The sequence below is a fragment of the Bacteroidia bacterium genome (genome assembly GCA_037045145.1).
Taxonomy (GTDB): domain Bacteria; phylum Bacteroidota; class Bacteroidia; order AKYH767-A; family OLB10; genus OLB10.
Window position 1 is genome coordinate 1,108,233 of the sequence record JBAOIA010000011.1, and the last position, 19,878, is coordinate 1,128,110.

12 protein-coding genes, 2 tRNA genes and 1 pseudogene are annotated in these 19,878 nt (G+C 38.0%); 13 read left to right on the top strand and 2 right to left on the bottom strand.

Going from position 1 to position 19,878, the window contains the following annotated elements:
* Window positions 1–27 precede the first annotated feature (27 nt).
* The 3 genes from mutS (at window position 28) to V9G42_05850 (ending at window position 2,957) form a co-directional block, all read left to right on the top strand.
* The gene (gene mutS, locus V9G42_05840) at window positions 28–2,613 is read left to right on the top strand and encodes a DNA mismatch repair protein MutS (protein ID MEI2758944.1); all 2,586 of its coding nucleotides are present in this window, start codon (window positions 28–30) and stop codon (window positions 2,611–2,613) included.
* Between the two features lie 87 nt (window positions 2,614–2,700).
* Window positions 2,701–2,773: transfer RNA gene (locus V9G42_05845), tRNA-Gly, on the top strand.
* A 97-nt stretch (window positions 2,774–2,870) separates the two neighbouring features.
* Window positions 2,871–2,957 (top strand) — tRNA-Leu (locus tag V9G42_05850).
* A 699-nt stretch (window positions 2,958–3,656) separates the two neighbouring features.
* On the opposite strand, the gene V9G42_05855 is transcribed toward V9G42_05850, so the two are convergent.
* Window positions 3,657–4,970 (bottom strand): IS1380 family transposase, encoded by a 1,314-nt coding sequence (locus V9G42_05855; GenBank protein ID MEI2758945.1) that lies wholly within the window; start codon window positions 4,968–4,970, stop codon window positions 3,657–3,659.
* A 286-nt stretch (window positions 4,971–5,256) separates the two neighbouring features.
* Here V9G42_05855 and V9G42_05860 point away from each other — a divergent pair, with 286 nt between their 5' ends.
* The 3 genes from V9G42_05860 (at window position 5,257) to V9G42_05870 (ending at window position 9,253) form a co-directional block, all read left to right on the top strand.
* Entirely contained in the window at window positions 5,257–6,042 is a 786-nt protein-coding gene (locus V9G42_05860) for a DNA-deoxyinosine glycosylase (protein MEI2758946.1), read from the top strand.
* Window positions 6,043–6,262: 220 nt separating this feature from the next.
* Window positions 6,263–7,363, top strand: coding sequence for a DnaJ domain-containing protein (locus tag V9G42_05865; protein MEI2758947.1), 1,101 nt, complete (start codon window positions 6,263–6,265; stop codon window positions 7,361–7,363).
* A gap of 192 nt (window positions 7,364–7,555) precedes the next feature.
* Window positions 7,556–9,253 carry an AAA family ATPase gene (locus V9G42_05870; protein MEI2758948.1) on the top strand — a complete coding sequence of 566 codons (1,698 nt, stop codon included), beginning with the start codon at window positions 7,556–7,558 and terminating at the stop codon, window positions 9,251–9,253.
* 231 nt (window positions 9,254–9,484) lie between these two features.
* On the opposite strand, the gene V9G42_05875 is transcribed toward V9G42_05870, so the two are convergent.
* On the bottom strand, window positions 9,485–11,059 hold the full coding sequence (locus V9G42_05875; protein ID MEI2758949.1) for an IS1182 family transposase: 1,575 nt from the start codon (window positions 11,057–11,059) through the stop codon (window positions 9,485–9,487).
* 373 nt (window positions 11,060–11,432) lie between these two features.
* On the opposite strand from V9G42_05875, the gene V9G42_05880 reads away from it, so the two are divergent.
* The 7 genes and pseudogenes from V9G42_05880 (at window position 11,433) to V9G42_05910 (ending at window position 19,316) form a co-directional block, all read left to right on the top strand.
* A complete protein-coding gene (locus V9G42_05880) occupies window positions 11,433–12,254 on the top strand; it encodes a transcriptional regulator (GenBank protein ID MEI2758950.1) in 822 nt (273 codons plus the stop codon).
* Window positions 12,251–13,054, top strand: coding sequence for a nucleotidyl transferase AbiEii/AbiGii toxin family protein (locus tag V9G42_05885; GenBank protein MEI2758951.1), 804 nt, complete (start codon window positions 12,251–12,253; stop codon window positions 13,052–13,054). The genes V9G42_05880 and V9G42_05885 overlap by 4 nt, the downstream gene beginning before the upstream one ends.
* Window positions 13,051–14,407, top strand: a pseudogene (locus tag V9G42_05890) (class I SAM-dependent DNA methyltransferase). Before V9G42_05885 ends, V9G42_05890 begins: the two are co-directional and overlap by 4 nt.
* A gap of 266 nt (window positions 14,408–14,673) precedes the next feature.
* Window positions 14,674–15,354: a restriction endonuclease subunit S gene (locus tag V9G42_05895; GenBank protein ID MEI2758952.1), complete on the top strand. Its 681-nt coding sequence runs from the start codon at window positions 14,674–14,676 to the stop codon at window positions 15,352–15,354.
* 1 nt (window position 15,355) lies between these two features.
* Window positions 15,356–15,685: a restriction endonuclease subunit S gene (locus V9G42_05900; protein ID MEI2758953.1), complete on the top strand. Its 330-nt coding sequence runs from the start codon at window positions 15,356–15,358 to the stop codon at window positions 15,683–15,685.
* Window positions 15,685–16,326 (top strand): hypothetical protein, encoded by a 642-nt coding sequence (locus tag V9G42_05905; protein ID MEI2758954.1) that lies wholly within the window; start codon window positions 15,685–15,687, stop codon window positions 16,324–16,326. Before V9G42_05900 ends, V9G42_05905 begins: the two co-directional genes overlap by 1 nt.
* On the top strand, window positions 16,326–19,316 hold the full coding sequence (locus V9G42_05910) for an HsdR family type I site-specific deoxyribonuclease (GenBank protein ID MEI2758955.1): 2,991 nt from the start codon (window positions 16,326–16,328) through the stop codon (window positions 19,314–19,316). The genes V9G42_05905 and V9G42_05910 overlap by 1 nt, the downstream gene beginning before the upstream one ends.
* The last annotated feature ends 562 nt before the right edge of the window (window positions 19,317–19,878 follow it).

Genomic DNA, 19,878 nt, shown 5'->3' on the forward strand with positions numbered 1-19,878 from the left:
GAAAAAAATAAAAGCGAAACTCCGCTCATGCAGCAATACAATGCCATAAAAGCAAAGTATCCTGATGCATTACTGCTCTTTCGTGTAGGCGATTTTTACGAAACTTTTAGTGAGGATGCCATAAAGACATCAAAAATTTTGGGCATAGTACTGACAAAACGCTCCAATGGCGCTGCATCAGAAATGGAGCTTGCAGGCTTCCCTTATCATGCACTCGACACCTATCTACCTAAATTGGTTCGTGCCGGACAGCGTGTTGCCATCTGCGATCAGTTAGAAGACCCAAAAACAACAAAGACCATTGTCAAAAGAGGGGTGACAGAACTGGTATCTCCCGGTGTTACCTACAATGATAAAATTCTTGAAAACACACACAACAATTTTCTTGCCGTAGTTCATCTTACAGAAAACATTTCAGGTGTGGCCTTTGCAGATGTTTCTACAGGTGCTTTTTTTACAGCACGTGGCAAAGATGCGTACATAGAAAAACTACTTCAGAATTTTAAGCCCAGCGAAGTGGTATTGCAGAAATCCATGCAAAAAGATTTTGTTGCACGCTTTGGCGATGGCTTCTACACCTACACACTCGATCAGTGGGCTTTTCAGAAAGACTATGCAGAAGAAGTTTTACTCAAACATTTTCAGACCAATTCACTCAAAGGTTTCGGCATTCAGGAAATGGATGAAATGATTGTGGCCTGTGGCGTTGCCTTGCATTATTTCGGACAGATGCAGCAGCAAACATTGTCGCACATTACAGGCATTGCACGTATTGACGAAGAACAATATGTTTGGCTCGATAAGTTTACCATACGCAATCTTGAACTGGTAGCCTCGCCACATGAAAATGCACGCACCTTAGTTGATGTAATTGACAGAACTGTCACACCCATGGGTTCGCGGTTGCTCAAGAGGTGGATACTGCTTCCTTTAAAAGATATTAAAACCATTCGAGAGAGGCATGATGCCGTAGCAGCATTTACCTTAGATGAAACATTAAGAGGAAAAACAGCAACAGCACTGCGGCATATAGGCGATATTGAAAGAATGCTTTCTAAAATTGCATTGCGCAGAATTTCCCCACGCGAATTGGTACAACTCAAACGTGCCTTATCTCAGATTCAACCTATTAAAGATAACCTTGCTGCTGCCGGCAACAGTACGTTTAATGTTTTGTCTGAACAGCTCAATCCCTGCAACCTGCTCATTCAAAAAATTCAGGAAGCCATTATTGATGATGCACCACCACTTGCATCAAAGGGAGGATTCATTGCTAAAGGCTTCAGTCAGCAACTTGACGATTTAAGACAAATAGCATTTTCAGGAAAAGATTATCTTCTTAAAGTACAACAGCGCGAAGTAGAACAAACCGGAATTTCCTCTCTTAAAATTGCCTTCAACAATGTGTTTGGTTACTACATTGAAGTCACCAATGCACATAAAAACAAAGTCCCCGAAAGTTGGATAAGAAAACAAACACTCGTAAATGCCGAGCGCTACATCACTCCGGAACTCAAAGAATACGAAGAGAAAATATTGGGTGCCGAAGAAAAAATTGCAACTATCGAGAATGAAATTTTTCAAGAGCTAATCAGTTTTACACAAAACTATATTCAACCCTTGCAAGTCAATGCATCTGTTTTGTCGCAACTCGATTGTTTGTTGTCGTTTGCCAATGTTGCATTAGAAAACAACTACACACGTCCTGTGGTAAACGACAGCCTTGTTCTTTCCATTACAGAAGGACGACATCCTGTACTCGAAAAACAAATGCCTCCTGGCGAGGCCTATATTCCAAACGCTATCTTTTTAGATCAGCAAACGCAGCAGATAATCATGATTACCGGCCCTAACATGTCGGGTAAGTCGGCTCTGCTCAGGCAAACGGCACTCATAGTACTCATGGCACAAACCGGAAGTTTTGTTCCTGCCAAGAGTGCAGAAATAGGCTGGGTTGATAAACTCTTTACCCGGGTAGGAGCAAGCGATAATATTTCTTCAGGCGAGTCAACCTTTATGGTAGAAATGAATGAAACGGCAAGCATTCTCAACAACATTACGCAGCGCAGCCTGGTGTTGTTAGATGAAATCGGTCGCGGCACAAGTACCTACGATGGCATTTCTATTGCATGGTCTATTGCCGACTATATCCATGAGTCTAAACATGCGCGTGCCAAAACACTGTTTGCCACACACTATCACGAGCTCAATGAAATGACCAACACCTACAGCAGAATAAAAAACTACAATGTAGCCATAAAAGAAGCGGGCAATAAAATACTTTTCCTGCGGAAATTAGTTCCCGGTGGCAGCGAACACAGCTTTGGTATTCACGTAGCGCGAATGGCCGGTATGCCGCCACAGGTCATCAATAAAGCCGAAAAAATGCTTGCTCTGCTTGAGAAAGCACATAGCAACACAGAGTTGCTGCGTAATGCCGGACATCAGGCCGACAAAGACGCCATGCAGCTAAGTTTTTTTCAACTGGACGACCCACTTTTAGAGCAAATAAGGGACGAAATACTTAAAACCGATGTCAATACCCTCACCCCTGTGGAGGCACTCTTTAAACTGAACGAGATAAAAACGCTGCTTTCAAAAAATAAAAAGTAAAAAATTTGTTCTTATTTTATTTTTTATAATTTTGCAATCCCTTCTAACGAAGTCGGGGATTTAAGTGTTGAAATATCAAGCAATTATGCGGAAGTAGCTCAGTTGGTAGAGCGCGACCTTGCCAAGGTCGAGGTCGCGGGTTCGAACCCCGTCTTCCGCTCTCAACAAAAGTTACCGACACACAAGTAGCTAACGGTTGGCCTGTGTTAAACCTTAGCTGTTATTTTTCGGTAACTTTTTTTTTGAAGTTCCTTTTTATCCGGATGGTGGAACTGGTAGACACGCAGGACTTAAAATCCTGTGGACCTTAAACGTCCGTGTGGGTTCGATTCCCACTCCGGGTACTTTTTTTCTCACTAATTTTATAATGTAAAAGCGTTTGTGTGTGTTCTCCGCCTGCGGTGGACCACTCCGGGTACTTTTTTTTTCACTAATTTTATAATATAAAAGCGTTTGTGTGGGTTCTCCGCCTGCGGTGGACCACTCCGGGTACTTTTTTTCTCACTAATTTTATAATGTAAAAGCGTCTGTGTGTGTTCTCCGCCTGCGGTGGACCACTCCGGGTACTTTTTTTCTCACTAATTTTATAATGTAAAAGCGTCTGTGTGGGTTCTCCGCCTGCGGTGGATCACTCCGGGTACTTTTTTTTCACTAATTTTATAATATAAAAGCGTTTGTGTGGGTTCTCCGCCTGCGGTGGACCACTCCGGGTACTTTTTTTCTGAATACTATTTTTTTAGACGCCTTATTAAATAACTTTTTGGAGCACAAGCTTCAGAAACTTCATCAGTGTTTCTGTCCTGCTGTCGCCCCGGTGCATGGCACCGCTCCCGCACAAAAATCATACAGGTCTCCATCAGGGCTATTCGCAGATGCATAGAACATTTTGATGCTGTATATTATTTGGGCTTCACACTTTTCACCTTATCACTTTTTACTTTTACATTGTACGTTAAGTATTTTATTTTCTGCATACCCTGTGCCATAACTATGTCCCCCACCTGCGTGAAATTGTCACCAACCTTTTGACCATTAAACCGAGATTATGCATTAGAAAAAGAATAAGGAGCGGTTATTTTAGGTATCGTATCAAAAAGAGCATCTAACCAACGTCTTTTTTCACCGGTCGCACTTATTTTTAATGTTGTTATTCTGGCATGTTTTGTAATCCATGCGCCTAATGCAAAGCATTTAAACCGTAAAGTACTTAAAGTGGCTTGAGACTTATGCTTGAGCACTAATTGACGGAACAAAGCCATTAGATTATATGCCATTAAAATGCTTCTAAATGCAGCTTCTGTTCCCCAAAAATTAGTAGCACAAAATGTTTCTAATCCGAAGTCATATTTTAACTCCTTAATTCTGTTTTCTGCATCGCCTCGTTGCTTATACATCTCCCATATTTGCTGAGCCGGTAAATCTAAATTTGTAACATAAAGACTATATCGGTAAGAGTAAATCTGCTCATCAAAAAGCAATAAGCGACCTGTTGCTTTTTTTAGTTTGGTAATATTCTTTCTTACAGCGACCATTCTGCGAGGAGCTTTCCATTCAGGTGATTGGTAATTAAATTCGCAAATTTCTATTCCGTCTTTAATGCTCACCCATTTTGTTAAGCTTCTCAGTTCTCTTTTTATCGTTGGATAAAATTTAACCGCTACCACATAGTTAAGATTTTTTGCTTCGAGTTCGCTCAAAAAATCTTGACTATAAAAACCACTATCGCAACGCACTAAACCTACTTTTTTGTTGCATAATATTTCTAAAGTTTCTGCCAAAAATGATTTCGCACTACTGGTTGCTCCTGTATTTCCTTGTCGCATCCAAGCATTAGCTATCATACGTACTTCCGGTATAAACGCCAGTAGTGGATGGTGAGAATTGCGGCCGGGTTTCTTTGCGTTATACCCTTTCTTGGCTCCCTCTTGCTCTCCATAGCGTGTTATAACTGTACTGTCTAAGTCTAAGGTTACATTATTGAATTGTATCTGATTAAAGAACCATTGAAATAAAGGAACAAAGGTTTCTGTATTCCTTTTCCAGTCAAACTTGTGAAAAAATCTACTGTAGGTACTCTGTGAAGGAGCTTGTTTCCATCCAAAAATTTGTTTCAGTACTTCGTCAAAGCGCAAATAGGCTGAATGACTAAATCTACCTGCTCCAATCCAAATACTTGTCCAAAAACACTCTATTATTTGTACCGGATCATAGCCCCGATTAGAGCCTTTATCAGGTAAAGGAAGCTTTGCTAATTCATCCTTTATTTTACTCCCGTCAACTAAGTCTTTCATCATCTTCATGCCGCCCCAAGCACTAACTTGATGGTCGCTAAATTCTATCTTATCTATAACACCCATATGGTGGAAAGTTTTAAACCCCTAAATATCTGGTATTATTACCGTTTATTCAAAATTAATTTACCCTAATGCATAATCTCGGTTAAACAGCTATTAAGCCATAAAAGTCACTTGAAAGCAGTTGGTCATTTTGATAATTCGCACAAAAATCATTAACTTTGTTTATTAGATAACCCCCACTCCTAAAGGCGCAAAGCCAACATACGGTTGTTGTATTGGCGGAGGGTATAAGCGAGTTATCTGCAACCCTATGGCGATAGTGCTAACATCAAATAGACGAGCAATTATGAAAGGAAAAAACAAATTCACGACAGCAGAGATTGATGAAATCAAACGACTCATCAATAAGAAAATTGTTGCAACTAAAGACGAACAGAAACGTATTCGTGACAGAATTCGTGACATCGGCTTTTACTTTTCGGACTACAGTTCAAAGAAAGGTTATACCGTTGCTGACTTGGAAGAACTCATTCGTGCTGGAGTAATTAAAGTTGTTGACGATAGTTATAATTCAGCTTCACCAACAGTTGTCAAGAAAAATATTCAAAGACTTACTACAGCCTCTTCGGTTCGGACAACTTCAACTTCTCATTCAAAGAAATCTCTTGCTCCTCTCGTTTGGGACAACACAGAGATTTTAATTTTAGGAACAATGCCAGGCGATCGTTCACTTGAACTTGGAGAATATTATGCACACCCACAAAACAGGTTTTGGAAAATTATTTCGACAATTACTAACAATACATTGCCATTAACCTATTTAGGCAAAAAGGAACTTTTAATAAAAACCAAAATTGGAGTTTGGGACGTTGCCCACAAAGCAAATAGAAAAGGTAGCCTTGACAGTGCAATTGAAGACGAAGAACCAAACGACTTGGTTGGCTTTATTGAATGTCATAAGAATTTAAAAATTATTGGTTTCAATGGGACAAAATCCGAAGCACTTTTCGACAAGTATTTTGACAGGAAAAATGATTTAAAATATATTTCTTTACCAAGCACAAGTCCTGCAAACACAGGTATTGAATTTGACAACATTTACAAATTATGGCGACAAATTTTAGCCAAGTAATTAACGAACAACTAAGAACCACTGGCTATAACAAATAAATTGGCAATATAGCTTGAAAAGTGCTGTAATTGAGATTATGTTCGAGAGTGAACGGTAAGAGCTCTTTTCAATCCTGTCATTCGGTATGCTAAAAGTCAACCATCGTTAATTGGCATGAAAAGAGTAGTAACTTTAACAGACCACATTGTAGCATTAGACAGATTTAGACTTTTAATGAAAAATGAAGAATTATTATTATATACTCGGAGTAACACAATCATCATCTTCAGACGAAATTAAAAAAGCTTATAGAAAGTTATCTGTCAAATTTCATCCTGACAAAAACGATGGAGATATCTTTTTTGAAGAAAGGTTTAAAGAAATACAAGAAGCTTTTGAAATTCTATCAAATGAACTTCAACGTAGGTACTACGACATTCAATATTTAACTTTTTTTACAAAACAAAATTCGAGTTTTAATTTTAAGAATTATGAAGAACAAATACGAAAGGAGTATGAAACATTAATTCAAAAGGAAAGAGAATTGTTAAAAAACAAGGAAAATGAATTAAAGAAAAAAGAGGAGCAATTAAAATCCAAACAAAAGGATTATGATTCAAAAACTTCAGACTATGCAAGTCAATCAAAGAGAATATGTGAAGACCAATATAAATCAAAGTTTGAAGAATTAAAAAGGGAAAAAGAAGAAATTGAAAAATTGAAATCAAAGCTAAATAGGAAAAATATTGAAAAAAAGCAAAGTTCACATAAAAGCACATTACTAGTACTCTCGATTACGTGTTTACTTCTTATTATATCAAGTATATTTTTATATAATAAATCACAATTTAAATTACCTGAAAATAGCAATCCTATAAATTTGGACTCTGAAAATGTCATTAATATTGACTCTCCTCCTAAATTAAGTAGAATTGAAACAATACGTGCAGCTTATGCAAAAATTAATGGCTGTAAAAACTGTACTGATAAAGAATATAAATCATCCTGTGGTTGGTTAAGTTTAAGATATGAAAAGGACATTCTAAATAAAATAACAATTTCGGAAGACGTTGTAGGTGACTTTACAATTGCTCGTGAATTTTATCTAAATAATATGGATTTGCTTTTTATTTATGAAATAATTGTTGATAGAGATGGAATTAAAACCGAAAATAGATATTATTTCGAAAACAATAAAATAATTAGACAAATAACACCCAATTCGAAAAGTCAATTTAGTTTTGTTTCTAATGAGACTGATTTGATTTATATTCTTAATGAAATAATCGAGAGAAACAATAATGGCAATGGATATGACGACATTCTTAGAGAATGTGGATAGTGTATAATTAATAAATTGTATGTTGTTTGAACAACTTTAGAATTTTGTTTAATAATTTTACATTAGGTATAATCCACTAATCGGTTTCGCTTATCCACCAAAATATGTTGAATAAGCGAAACAATGTAGCGGGTATAAACAAGTTATATGCCATTTTAGAACGACATCGAGCATACAAATAACAGCAACAAAATGAAAATTGAAAGAATAAAAATATCAAACTACAAAACGCTTGACAACATTGACATCAGTGTAAATACATTCTATACTGCAATTTGCGGAAAAAATAATGCTGGAAAATCTTCATTAATTCAAGCTGTTAGAAGTATTCTTGGTTTCGACCTTAGTCCATTTGAAGATGCTTCGGACTTTGAAGTAAATCATAAAGACGATTATACAATTTGGAAAACAGATAAAACTCAACCAATTGAATTTTGCATTCACGTTAGACTTTTCAACTTAACAGACAGCGGACTAATAAAATTCATTGAGACATTTGCCAAATCAGAAAATACTGACAGTATACCTAAACAAGACAACTATTGTTTAATAATTTCTGTTCGCTTTCATAAAGAGAAGAATGTACCCGAAATAGAAATCATTTTTGAAAATAAGAAATTAGAAGAATTTCCTGCAAGAGAAGTTCTATCAAAAATTAGAAACTCAAAAACACTTCTCTTTCACAACTCAACTGAAGTTACAAGAAACTATGGAAGGTTTCACGGTTATTTTGACGACTTCACACAGGCTGAAAGAACTTCAATTAAAGGCAAAAGAGAAGTTTTACAAAAAGAATTTAAGAAAATTTCAGAAAGACATAAAAAAGATTTGACGGACTTACTTGGTAGATTAAATGAAAAATATGATATCAATTTAACTGTTCCTGGTTTCAACTTTGACCGTGTCCCTTATGAAATTTCTCTTGGTGAGAAAGACTTTGATATCCCATTGGATAGCTGGGGAAGCGGAACTAAAAATCGAACTCTTATTCTTAAAAGTTTGTTCAATGCCAAGAAATTTTTAGAAACATCAGAGAACTCATCAAAAATTGCACCTATCGTTTTAATTGAAGAACCAGAAAGTTTTTTACACCCGTCTGCACAAGCTGAGTTTGGTAAAATCCTTCAAGACCTTGCGACCGAATTTCAAATTCAAATCATTACAACAACACACAGTCCATTTTTACTTTCAAGTCTTGATGACCCAACTTCAAATATTTTGCTTGAAAGAAAGGTTGATAAAAAGAAATTGAGAGAGACAGTTAAAGTTGATACTTCAGGTCCTGATTGGAAAAAACCTTTTGCATTAGCACTTGGAATTGAAGGTCCAGAATTTGACAATATTAGAAATGTGTTTTTTAGTCAATCAAGCACTTTGCTTTTGGTTGAAGGTGATACAGACAAGGAATATTTGGAACTTTTACGTAATGAAGAACACGGTAAAAACAAACTCGATTTTGACGGAGAAATTTTTCCATACAATGGTTTTGGGACACTCAATAACACCGTAATGATGAAGTTCCTTAAAGAAAAATACAATAAACTAATAATTACTTTTGACTTAGACGCCTTTAGTCAAGTAAAAAACAGCTTGACAAGTTTGAAATTTGAAAGTGAAAAAGATTATTTCAAAGTAGGACAAGACAAAGGTGGCAAAAGAGCAATTGAAGGTTTGCTTCCTGACAGTATTTGCAATGCAGTTTGGACAGCAAATACCGAATTAGTTCATCAGCTTCAATCAGACAATAAGGAAGAAGCAGCATCGGCTAAGAAACAACTAAAAAACTTATATCTAGGAGAATTTAAAAGTAAGGCAAAAGCTGGAAATGAGTTTTATGGAGAGTTCTATAAATTGACAGCAAAACTGAACAAGGCATTTCGTGACAAATAGAAAAACGGCATATAACAGCAGTTTGGCAAAATGGCGGGTTTAGTGCTAAATTCAATTTCAGTAATTCCATTGAACATTTGTGCAAAGTTGAACATTTGTGCTTCGATAAATAAACTCCGCCACTTCGCAAAGCTGCAAAACGTCAGGCTGTGAAAAAAGTCATTTTCTTTTAAAATACTGCTTTTAAAATTAATGTAGAAGTGCTCTTCTCTGTTTTAAGATGGCTTGATTTTATGCAGCGATATTTTCTTGGAAAAAATTAATGGGCGTATATTGGCTTATCAGCCGCGGCTGATGAAGTCTACTTTTAATTGAAAAATATCCTCCTGGATACTTTGGTGTCCAATTTTTCAGCACTTCCATCAGTCTATCAAAGCCTAAGATGTTCTTGGCGCGTTTTATATTGTAAACAGTCATGATGAGTGCCAGCTCTCCATTCACTTTTTTTAATCCTCTCAAATTGGTGTAATACAAATTCCACTGCCGTTTGATTGTGCCAAAGATATGTTCGTTTAGCTCCTGCCGTTTGCGGTATAACTCTGCGTTGGATTCATAGTTCGTTTTGTTTCTCTCTACCGCTTCGGCATATTCACTGCGTTCTATTTCCCTTCGACCATCCTGTCTGCCGGTGCAGAGGTGTTTTACAGGGCATGTATTGCAAGCTGTACTTCGGTACTTTTTAAATTGATAGGAGATGTCTTCACTGCGCTTTTTTGTATGCAATTTGCCTGTGGTATGCAGTGTTTCGCCTTGCGGACAGGTGTACGTATCGGTTTCCTGGTTGTACTTAAAGTGTTGAATGAGGTACTCAGGTTGTGTGCCACCTTCGTTGCTGTTCACTATCTCTTGCCTTGCTACTATTGTTTCTATTGCTGCTGCCTGACATGATTGCAATTCTTTTCCGGTGTGATATCCTTTGTCGGCTATAACCGTGAGGGCTTCTGCTTTTATATTCTCTTTGGCTTCGCTGCTTATATCGTACAAGGCATTTTTATCGTTGCGATTGATGGTGTGTGTGGCTACTACCAAGCTGTGCTGTGCATCTACGGCTGCTTGTACATTGTAGCCTACTTCTACCACTACACCTCGAACCAATAGGGCTCTTGCATCAGGGTCAGTAGTGCTTACCTGTGGCTCTTTATTCTCTTCTAGTTGCTTGGCTAATTGTTCGTACTTGATCTTATGTGTTTTCAGCTTGGCTAATTTATCTTCTACATCACTAATGGATAGACTCTGGACTTGGTTTTCTTCCCTATCGGCTTTATCTAACTGCTCTAAATATTGTTCTGTTTTTTCTTCGATATATGCCAGATGCCTTTCAATCTTTTTGGGGTTATAGTTATTCTTTTTACTGTTGCTCCCTCTTATTTTGGTGCCATCTACGGCAATCACATTACCACCAATCAAGCCCGCTTCTTTCAAAAACAACACAAACAACTTAAATAAGCTTTTTAGTGCCACAGCATTAATCTTTCGGAAGTCGGCAATAGAATGATAGTTCGGACAAAGTCCTTTGAGCAACCACTGCAACTCAATATTACGAACAGCTTCTTTCTCTAATTTACGACTGCTTCTTAATCCGTTTAAATAGGCATATAGATACAGTTTTAAAAAAAGTGCATCTTCAAAAGATGCTCTCCCGGCTTTTTTCTTTTCCCTCTGAATGAGCGATTGAATACCGAGTTGTTTTAAATCCAGCTTATCTACAAATGCATCTATAAATCGAATCTCATTGTCTTTTGCTATCTGACTTTCAAGGTTTGAAAAAGTGATTTGTTCTCGGTTGATACCTTGTATTTGAGGCATTTTTTTTATTTATTTCCCCTTAAAATTATTGAAATTATTTTACATTTGTAAATACTGAAAAAATATTTTTTTCACAGACTGACGTTACCAGTAATGCTATGGCGACCGTGCTAAACACAAACTTTCGTGCTGACAACGGACAACAAAATCCCAACGCTTCGCAAAATTAAAAGAGCTGCAAGCCGACACATAAACCCAAGCTTGCAAAAGAGCCAATTTTGCCATCGCACCGACAAATAATGATGTTTCATATCTTAATTGTCAGGTTTATCCTGACTGTTTAACTATGAATGATAACATTTTAACAAAACTAGACGACTATTTAAATTATCTTTCGTATCATTGTTGTCAGGTTTAACCTGACATTGTTACTATGAAGAATAAATATATTTCAACGCAGTCCAACGAGCTTTTGTCCTATTTCAACGGACAGAACAGGAATTGCTTTGACTATTCTTTGGCATACAAAGCCCTGCCCGACTCTAAAGCAAGTGCAGTCAGAGAACTACTAAGCGACATGACAAAAAGGGGGTTGTTGATGCGATTGAAAGAAGGCGTTTATTACATCATACCCTATGAGCAAAATGCGGAAACCTTTATGCCCGACTGGCATTTGGTTACAGAACATTTAGTGAATTATGCCAAACACTACATTGGTTATTACTCGGCTTTACAGATTCACAACCTGATTACACAGCCATCGTTGAAAGAACAAATCGTTGTATCAAAACAAATACGACCATCAGAAATAAAAATAAAAGAAGTTTCTTTTCAATTTATCTATCACAACGAGAAACACTTTTTCGGTTCAAAGAAAATTTGGATTGATAGTTTTAATAAAGTGCTCTGTTCTGATTTAGAAAAAACATTTATAGACTGCTTATTCAAACCCGATTATGCAGGTGGCATTGTGGAAGTAGCAAGAGCAATCTATACCTCAAAAGACAAAATCAAATACGACACACTACTCGAATACGCCAAGAAATTTGATTCGCAGGCGGTGATAAAGCGATTAGGTTTTATTTTGGAAATGCTTGACATCAACACAAAAATTATTGCTGACTTGCAAAATCTAAAAACGGCTTCGTATGTGTTGCTTGATACTGAATTACCCAAATCAGGCAAGCGAAACAGCCGTTGGAGCATTCAACAAAATTTGGAAACCGAAACCATTAAATCTGCTATTTACACATGATTAAACCCGGAGAAATACAGCAAAAAGCAAGAGCTGTTGGGGTTCGTGACCAGCAGATTGAAAAGGACTATATTCTTTCATGGATTCTGTTTGGTATTGCCAAACATGAGCAACTTTCAAAGGCAATTGTTTTCAAAGGCGGGACTGTTTTAAAGAAAGTATATTTTGAAGATTATCGTTTTTCGGAAGACCTTGATTTCACCTTAGTGAATAGCGAAACAACCAACGAGCTGATTTTTGATTGGTTCAAGGAAGTATTTGAATTCATAAAAGAGGAAGCCAATATTCCGCTTGAAATTATTGACAATAACGAGCATGAAGATGGCGGCATCAATTTTCACATCAGTTACATTGGTCCGCTTGGTGGACAAGGCAATAACAAACGGGTAAAAGTGGACATTTCTCGAAGTGAGCAATTGGTGTTTAAACCTGTAATGAAAGATGTATTTGTTGACTATACCGATTTGGAAGCATATCAATTACTATGCTACCAGCTAGAAGAAGTATTGGTTGAAAAAATGCGGTCGGTAATGCAACGAATGCAAGCCCGTGATTTTTACGACATCTGGTATTTGCTCGAAGAACATGGCATGGATGCAGATTTTTATCTCAACGAATTTGAAACCAAGTGCAAAAGCAAAGATTTATTGCACACTGATTTTTCGAAAAAATTAACCGAACGTTTGCCTCAATACAAAGGCAGATGGCAAAGCTCCATGAGTGAACAAATAAAAGACCTGCCCGACTTTGATCAGGTAGAACGTGAAGTAAAAAAACACATTAAGAAATTGAAATTATGACTCAAAAACAATTAGAAGATTACCTCTGGGGAGCCGCCAATATTCTGCGTGGCATGATTGACGCAGCCGACTTTAAGCAATATATTTTCCCTTTGCTGTTTTTCAAACGCATCAGCGATTTGTGGGATGAAGAATTTGAACTGGCAAAAGAAGAAAGCGGTGGCGATCTGGAATATGCCGAGTTTGCCGAAAACCACCGTTTTCAAATCCCTAAAGGCTGCCACTGGGAAGATGTAAGAAAGAAAACCGTTGATGTAGGTGCCGCCCTTGCAAAAAGCATTGAACGGTATTGAAAAAGCCAACTTTGAAATGCTGCACGATGTGTTTGGCGATGCTCAATGGACCAACAAACGCAGGATGAGCGATGAAAAAATGCTTGACCTGATTGAGCACTTTTCAAAAATGAATTTGAGTGTAGCCAATGTGCCCCATGACATTATGGGCGAAGGCTACGAATACCTGATTAAGAAATTTGCTGACGACAGCGGACATACCGCTGCCGAGTTTTACACCAACCGCACGGTGGTAAAACTGATGACCCAAATTACCGACCCCAAAAGCAGCGAAAGCATTTACGACCCTACCTGCGGCAGTGGCGGTATTTTGCTGAGTGCCGCATTGCACCTGAAAGAGCAAGGAAAAGAATACCGCACCCTGAAACTATACGGACAGGAACTCAACCTCATTACCTCTGCCATTGCCCGCATTAATATGTTTATGCACAATGTAGATGAGTTTTTGATTGTGCAGGGCGACACCTTAGACAGCCCGCAGATATTGGAGAATGACGAACTGAAAAAGTTTGATGTAATCATGGCCAACCCGCCCTACAGCGTAAAAAAATGGAGCCAAAGCAAATGGATGAACGACCCTTTTGGACGCAACATTTGGGGAACGCCACCGCAGGGTTGTGCCGACTATGCTTTTCAGCAGCACATAATGAAAAGCCTGAACCCCGAAACAGGCCGTTGCGTAGTGCTGTGGCCGCATGGTGTATTGTTTAGAGACAGCGAAGCCGAAATACGCAAACGCATGATTGAAGAAGATTATGTAGATGCCGTAATTGGCTTAGGCAAAAACCTGTTTTACAACAGCAGCATGGAAAGTTGCCTGCTGGTGTGCCGCATGAAAAAGTCGAAAGAAAGAAAAGGCAAAATTATTTTTATTGATGCCAAAGAGGAATTACGCATAGAACGCACCAATGCTTGGCTGGAGCCACAGCATATAAAAAAGATAAGCGATGCTTATTGGAAGTGTAAAGATGACGAAGGCTTTGCCAAAGTAATGAGCAACAAAGAAGTGTTGGAGAACAACGGCAATTTGAGTTTGCAATTGTATGTGAAGCAAAAAGCGAATGGCATTGAACACAATACCGAAGATCTGATTAGCCGATATTAAAGCAGGACAGAAACAAATCAACGCTTCCATAGGAAAACCTTATTTTCTCAACTTAAAAATATTGGTATTGACGCATGATTAAGTTGAAAAAAGATAATTGGAAACAGGTTAAAATCAAAGATTGTTGTGATATACTCGACAATCTTAGAAAACCAATAAGTGCAATTGAAAGAAGAGAAAAGAATTGAAACACAAAAGCCAAAGTGAATTATTTCCATATTATGGAGCAACTGGTATGGTTGGTTGGATTGAATGATTACTTAATTGATGATGAATATGTTTTAATTGGCGAAGATGGAGCACCATTCTTTGATAAGTCGAAAGATATTGCATATTTAATCAACGGAAAATCTTGGGTTAATAATCATGTTCATATTCTCAAAGCAAAGCCTAAAATTGCTTGCGACAAATTCATTTTGCATTATCTTAATTCCTTTAATGATTTTGGAGGTTTTGTAAATGGAACAACTCGTTTAAAGCTAAATAAAGGACAGCTTGAGAGAATTCCAATCCCCCTTCCCCCCCTTTCCGAGCAAAAACAAATAGCCGCCCTTTTTCAATCCATAGAAACGGCTATGGAGCAGGTGGATGGGCAGGAGAAGAATTTGCTGCAATTGAAAAATAAATTGCTCAGAGATTTATTCAGCGATAAGAAAGAGTTTGGAAATCATTTAACCGCCAAAGATTTTGAAACGGTAAGGTTTGATAGGATTGCTATCAATATTTCAGAACGTGTAGAGCCAAAGAAAACAGAGTTAAAAACCTATGTTGGTTTGGAGCATTTGGATGCAGACAATTTGGTAATTGAACGAACAGGAACACCTGATGATGTAATTGGCACCAAACTTAAAATATGCAAAAGGCGATATAATTTTCGGAAAACGCAGAGCCTATCTACGTAAAGTGGCGGTTTCACATTTTGATGGCATAGCTTCGGCACACAGTATGATATTAAGAGCCAATGAAAAAAATATCGAAAAAGATTTTCTTCCTTATTTTATGCAGAGTGATGCCTTTATGAACAGAGCCGTTCAAATTTCGGAAGGTTCGCTTTCGCCAACTATCAAAGTAAAAACATTGGCACAACAAGAATTCAATCTGCCCAAAAAAGAAAAACAAAAAGAATTGGTTACTGTTTTCAAGCAGTTTGATGGAACCATGCAACACCTCAAACAGCAAAAAGCAACCTTGAAATTGTTGAAGCAGAAATTATTAAATGAGATATTAGGATAATGAACGACAAACCAAAATACAATCCCGAAAAACACCACAGGCGTTCCATGCGTTTGCAGGGCTACGATTATTCGCAGGCGGGTTTGTATTTTATTACCATTTGTACCCATAACAGGGAATGTTTATTTGGCGACATTGCCAACGGTGAAATGATATGGAATGATATGGGAAAAATTGCCAATGAATATTGGTTGGAAATACCCAATCATTTTCCGAATGCGGTTTTACATGAACATATCGTTATGCCCAATCACACGCATGGGATTATTGAATTGACGGATTCGGTTGGGGCATCCCATGTAGGGACACGCCATGGCGTGTCCCTACCGGATAATACGGACAACACCGTAGGGACATCCCATGGGATGTCCCTACAACATGGCGTGTCCCCACAACATGGCGTGTCCCTACAACCACACCAACGGGAATTTGGTAAACCCATTCCCGGTTCGGTATCCACCATTATCAATCAATTCAAATCATCTGTAAAACGATGGTGCAACAAAAACGGATATGAACATTTCAAATGGCAATCACGGTTTCATGATCATATTATTCGTGATGAAAAATCATACCTGACCATTTCGGAATATATCATCAATAATCCTGTGCAATGGCAGGAAGATAAATTTTTCAAATAATGGCATTTAACGAACAAAATACAGTAGAGCATTTCATCATTCACCAACTTACCGGTGTGAACCTGAATAATATTGTCGGGACACGCCATGGCATGTCCGTACAAGAAGATGCCGTAGAATATGAAGGGGGCGTAAAATGGAAATACATTCAAGCTGATTTATTGCAGCGTGACATTACCGAAGTGTTCGTTGAGAAAGAATTGAAAGAAGCCCTTTGTCGCTTAAACCCTGCCATTGCCTTAAATCCCGATCGAGCGGAAGAAGTGATTCATAAACTCAGAGCGATTCTCATTACCGTAAACAATGTGGGTTTGGTAAGAGCAAACGAAGAATTTGCAAAATGGCTTCGCAATGAAGTTTCACTGCCTATTGGTAAAAACAACGAACATGTTGCCATTCGCTTAATTGATTTTGAAGAGCTGAACAACAACAGTTTTGTATTGTGTAATCAGTTTAAACTAAGAGCAAGAGAAACCAAAATTCCTGACATAGTGATGTTCGTGAACGGAATTCCTCTGGTGGTTGGCGAAGCCAAAACGCCTGTAAGGCCTGCTATAACATGGTTTGATGGTGCACATGACATCAATGTGGTTTATGAAAATTCCATTCCGCAATTGTTTGTTCCCAATGTATTTTCATTTGCTACAGAGGGCAAAGAAATTTTCATTGGTGGCGTAAGAACCCCTTTAGAGTTTTGGGCACCTTGGCGTTTAGAAAATGATAAAGATGAGTTAAGCCATTTTATCGGCTTACAAGATGTTGCCAAACAATTAATGCATTTGCTGAAACCTTCCACACTGCTCGACATTTTGCAGTATTACACGGTTTATGCTACCAACAGCAAAAAGAAAAAAATTAAAGTTGTTTGTCGCTATCAGCAATACGAAGGTGCAAACGCCATTGTAGAAAGGGTAAAAGAAGGTCGAATCAAAAAAGGTTTGATTTGGCATTTTCAAGGTTCAGGAAAATCGCTGCTGATGTTGTTTGCTGCTCAAAAATTGCGGAAGCAACAAGACCTTCATAACCCAACAGTAATGATTGTGGTGGACAGAGTAGATTTGGATACACAAATCACAGCCACATTTAATACAGCCGAAGTTCCCAACATGATTACCACCGATAGCATCAAAGAATTGCATACACTATTGGAACAAGACACACGGAAAATCATCATTACGATGGTGCACAAGTTTAAAGATGCTTATCCCGACATGAACACAAGGGAAAATATTATTGTGATGGTGGACGAAGCCCACCGAACGCAGGAAGGAGATTTGGGACGCAAAATGCGAAACGCTTTGCCCAATGCTTTTTTATTTGGATTAACTGGAACGCCCATCAATAAAGCCGATAAAAATACATTTTGGGCTTTCGGTGCCGAAGAAGATACCGAAGGTTACATGAGTCGTTATACTTTTCAAGACAGTATCAGAGACAATGCCACATTGCCTTTGCACTTTGAACCACGCCTTCCCGATTACCACATTGACAAAGAAGGCTTGGATGTAGCTTTTAAAGAAATGGCAAACGACCTGAGCGAAGAAGACCGAAACAAACTCAGTCAGAAAGCGGCTAACATGGCGGTATTTTTAAAATCGCCTGAACGGGTGAAAACCATAGTTGCAGATATAGTAGAACATTTCAAAGCACACGTGGAACCCGAAGGTTTGAAAGCCATGATTGTTACGCCAGACCGTTATGCCTGTGTGCAATACAAGGAGGAGTTAGACCTTTTGATAAATCCCGAAGCAAGCGAAGTGGTAATCAGTTCATCTGCCAATGATGATTTTGATTTCAAACAGAAGTATGCAATGGATAAGGACAAGCAAGAAAAAGTAGTTGAGAAATTCAACGATGCAGATAGTCCATTAAAATTTCTTATTGTAACAGCAAAATTGTTGACTGGTTTTGATGCACCGATTTTGCAAACCATGTATTTGGACAAGTCGCTGAAAGACCATACGCTGTTACAAGCCATTTGCAGAACCAACCGACTTTTTCCCAATAAAACATTCGGGAGAATTGTAGATTACTTTGGTGTATTTGATGATACAGCAAAAGCCCTTGCATTTGATGAAGAAAGTGTAAAACTGGTGATTACGAACTTGCAGGAACTGAAAGACAAACTGCCCGAGTGGATGGAAAAATGTTTGAATCATTTTGCAGGTGTTGACAGAACAATTTCAGGGTTTGAAGGACTTTCGGCAGCACAAGACTGTATAAACTCAAATGAAAAACGGGATGCTTTTGCGAAAGATTTCAGTAGCTTGACAAAGTTGTGGGAAGCACTTTCGCCTGACCCGGTTTTAAATCAATTTGAAAAAGATTACAAGTGGTTGTCGCAGGTTTATACTTCTGTGAAACCCTCATCAGACGACAACGGCAGATTGTTGTGGCATGCTTTGGGTGCTCAAACAACAGCATTGATACACGAACACATTCATGTTTCAGGTATCAATCACGACATGGACGAAATGATTTTGGATGCAGAAGTGATTGACGATTTGATGAACAAGAAAGACCCGAAGCAAGCAGAGAAAGTTTTGAAAATTCTTATCAGTCGCTTAAACAAACACGGCAACAATCCAACATTCAAACGACTAAGCGAAAGACTGGAAGCCATTCGGGACAAAGCAGAGAAAGGATTGATTAATTCCATTGAATTTATCAAAGAACTTTGCCAATTAGCCAAAGAAACGCTGCAAGCCGAGAAAGGCGTTGAACCTGAAAGCGAACAGAAAAACGCCAAAGCTGCTTTGACAGAATTATTCCTTGAATTAAAAACCGACACAACACCTGCAATAGTAGAACGTATTGTAAGCGATATAGACGAAATTGTTAGAGTAGTTCGCTTTGACGGTTGGCAAAACTCGACAGTTGGAGAGCGAGAAGTAAAAAGAGAATTGCGTAAAGTGCTTTGGACAAAGTATCAAATCAAAGACGAAGATTTATTTAACAGAGCTTATGACTACATTAAAGAATATTATTAGCCATAGGACAGGTGTAAGCACATTTACTCACAAGTTTTATGTTGTTTTAAAGGTGTTCGTGATTTAAAAATTGCAAACCCACACAAGCCCAACGCACAGACCAATTTTTGCGACAAGTGAGTGCAGAGCCAAACTTGTTTGAGCTGTGCCGAACGAAGCAAAAATCAGTGGAGCTAAAGCTTGCAAAAGAGCTTCCACCTTTCCAACACAGATAAAATTGAAACCGTTTACGGTTCACGAACACCAATAGAAAATAAATATAAAGTGAGTAATTAAAAAAAATCTCTCACCCTTCCGAAAACAAAAAATACGCAACCGAACAGCCGACACGACACAGACAGAGAAACGTAGTATTGACAATGGTTTGCAAGGACGGACGACAAGAACCACTACCGGTAACATTATGCCGAATATAAAAAAGCCCAATTACAAAAGAGCTCTGCTATGGTAGAACTTCAGGGCTTTTTGATATTTGGTGTGCAGTACGTCCACACTAAAGATTTTTATAATTTTTATTTTCGCATTGTACTAAAGACATTTGATTGTGTTAAATCTGATTTTT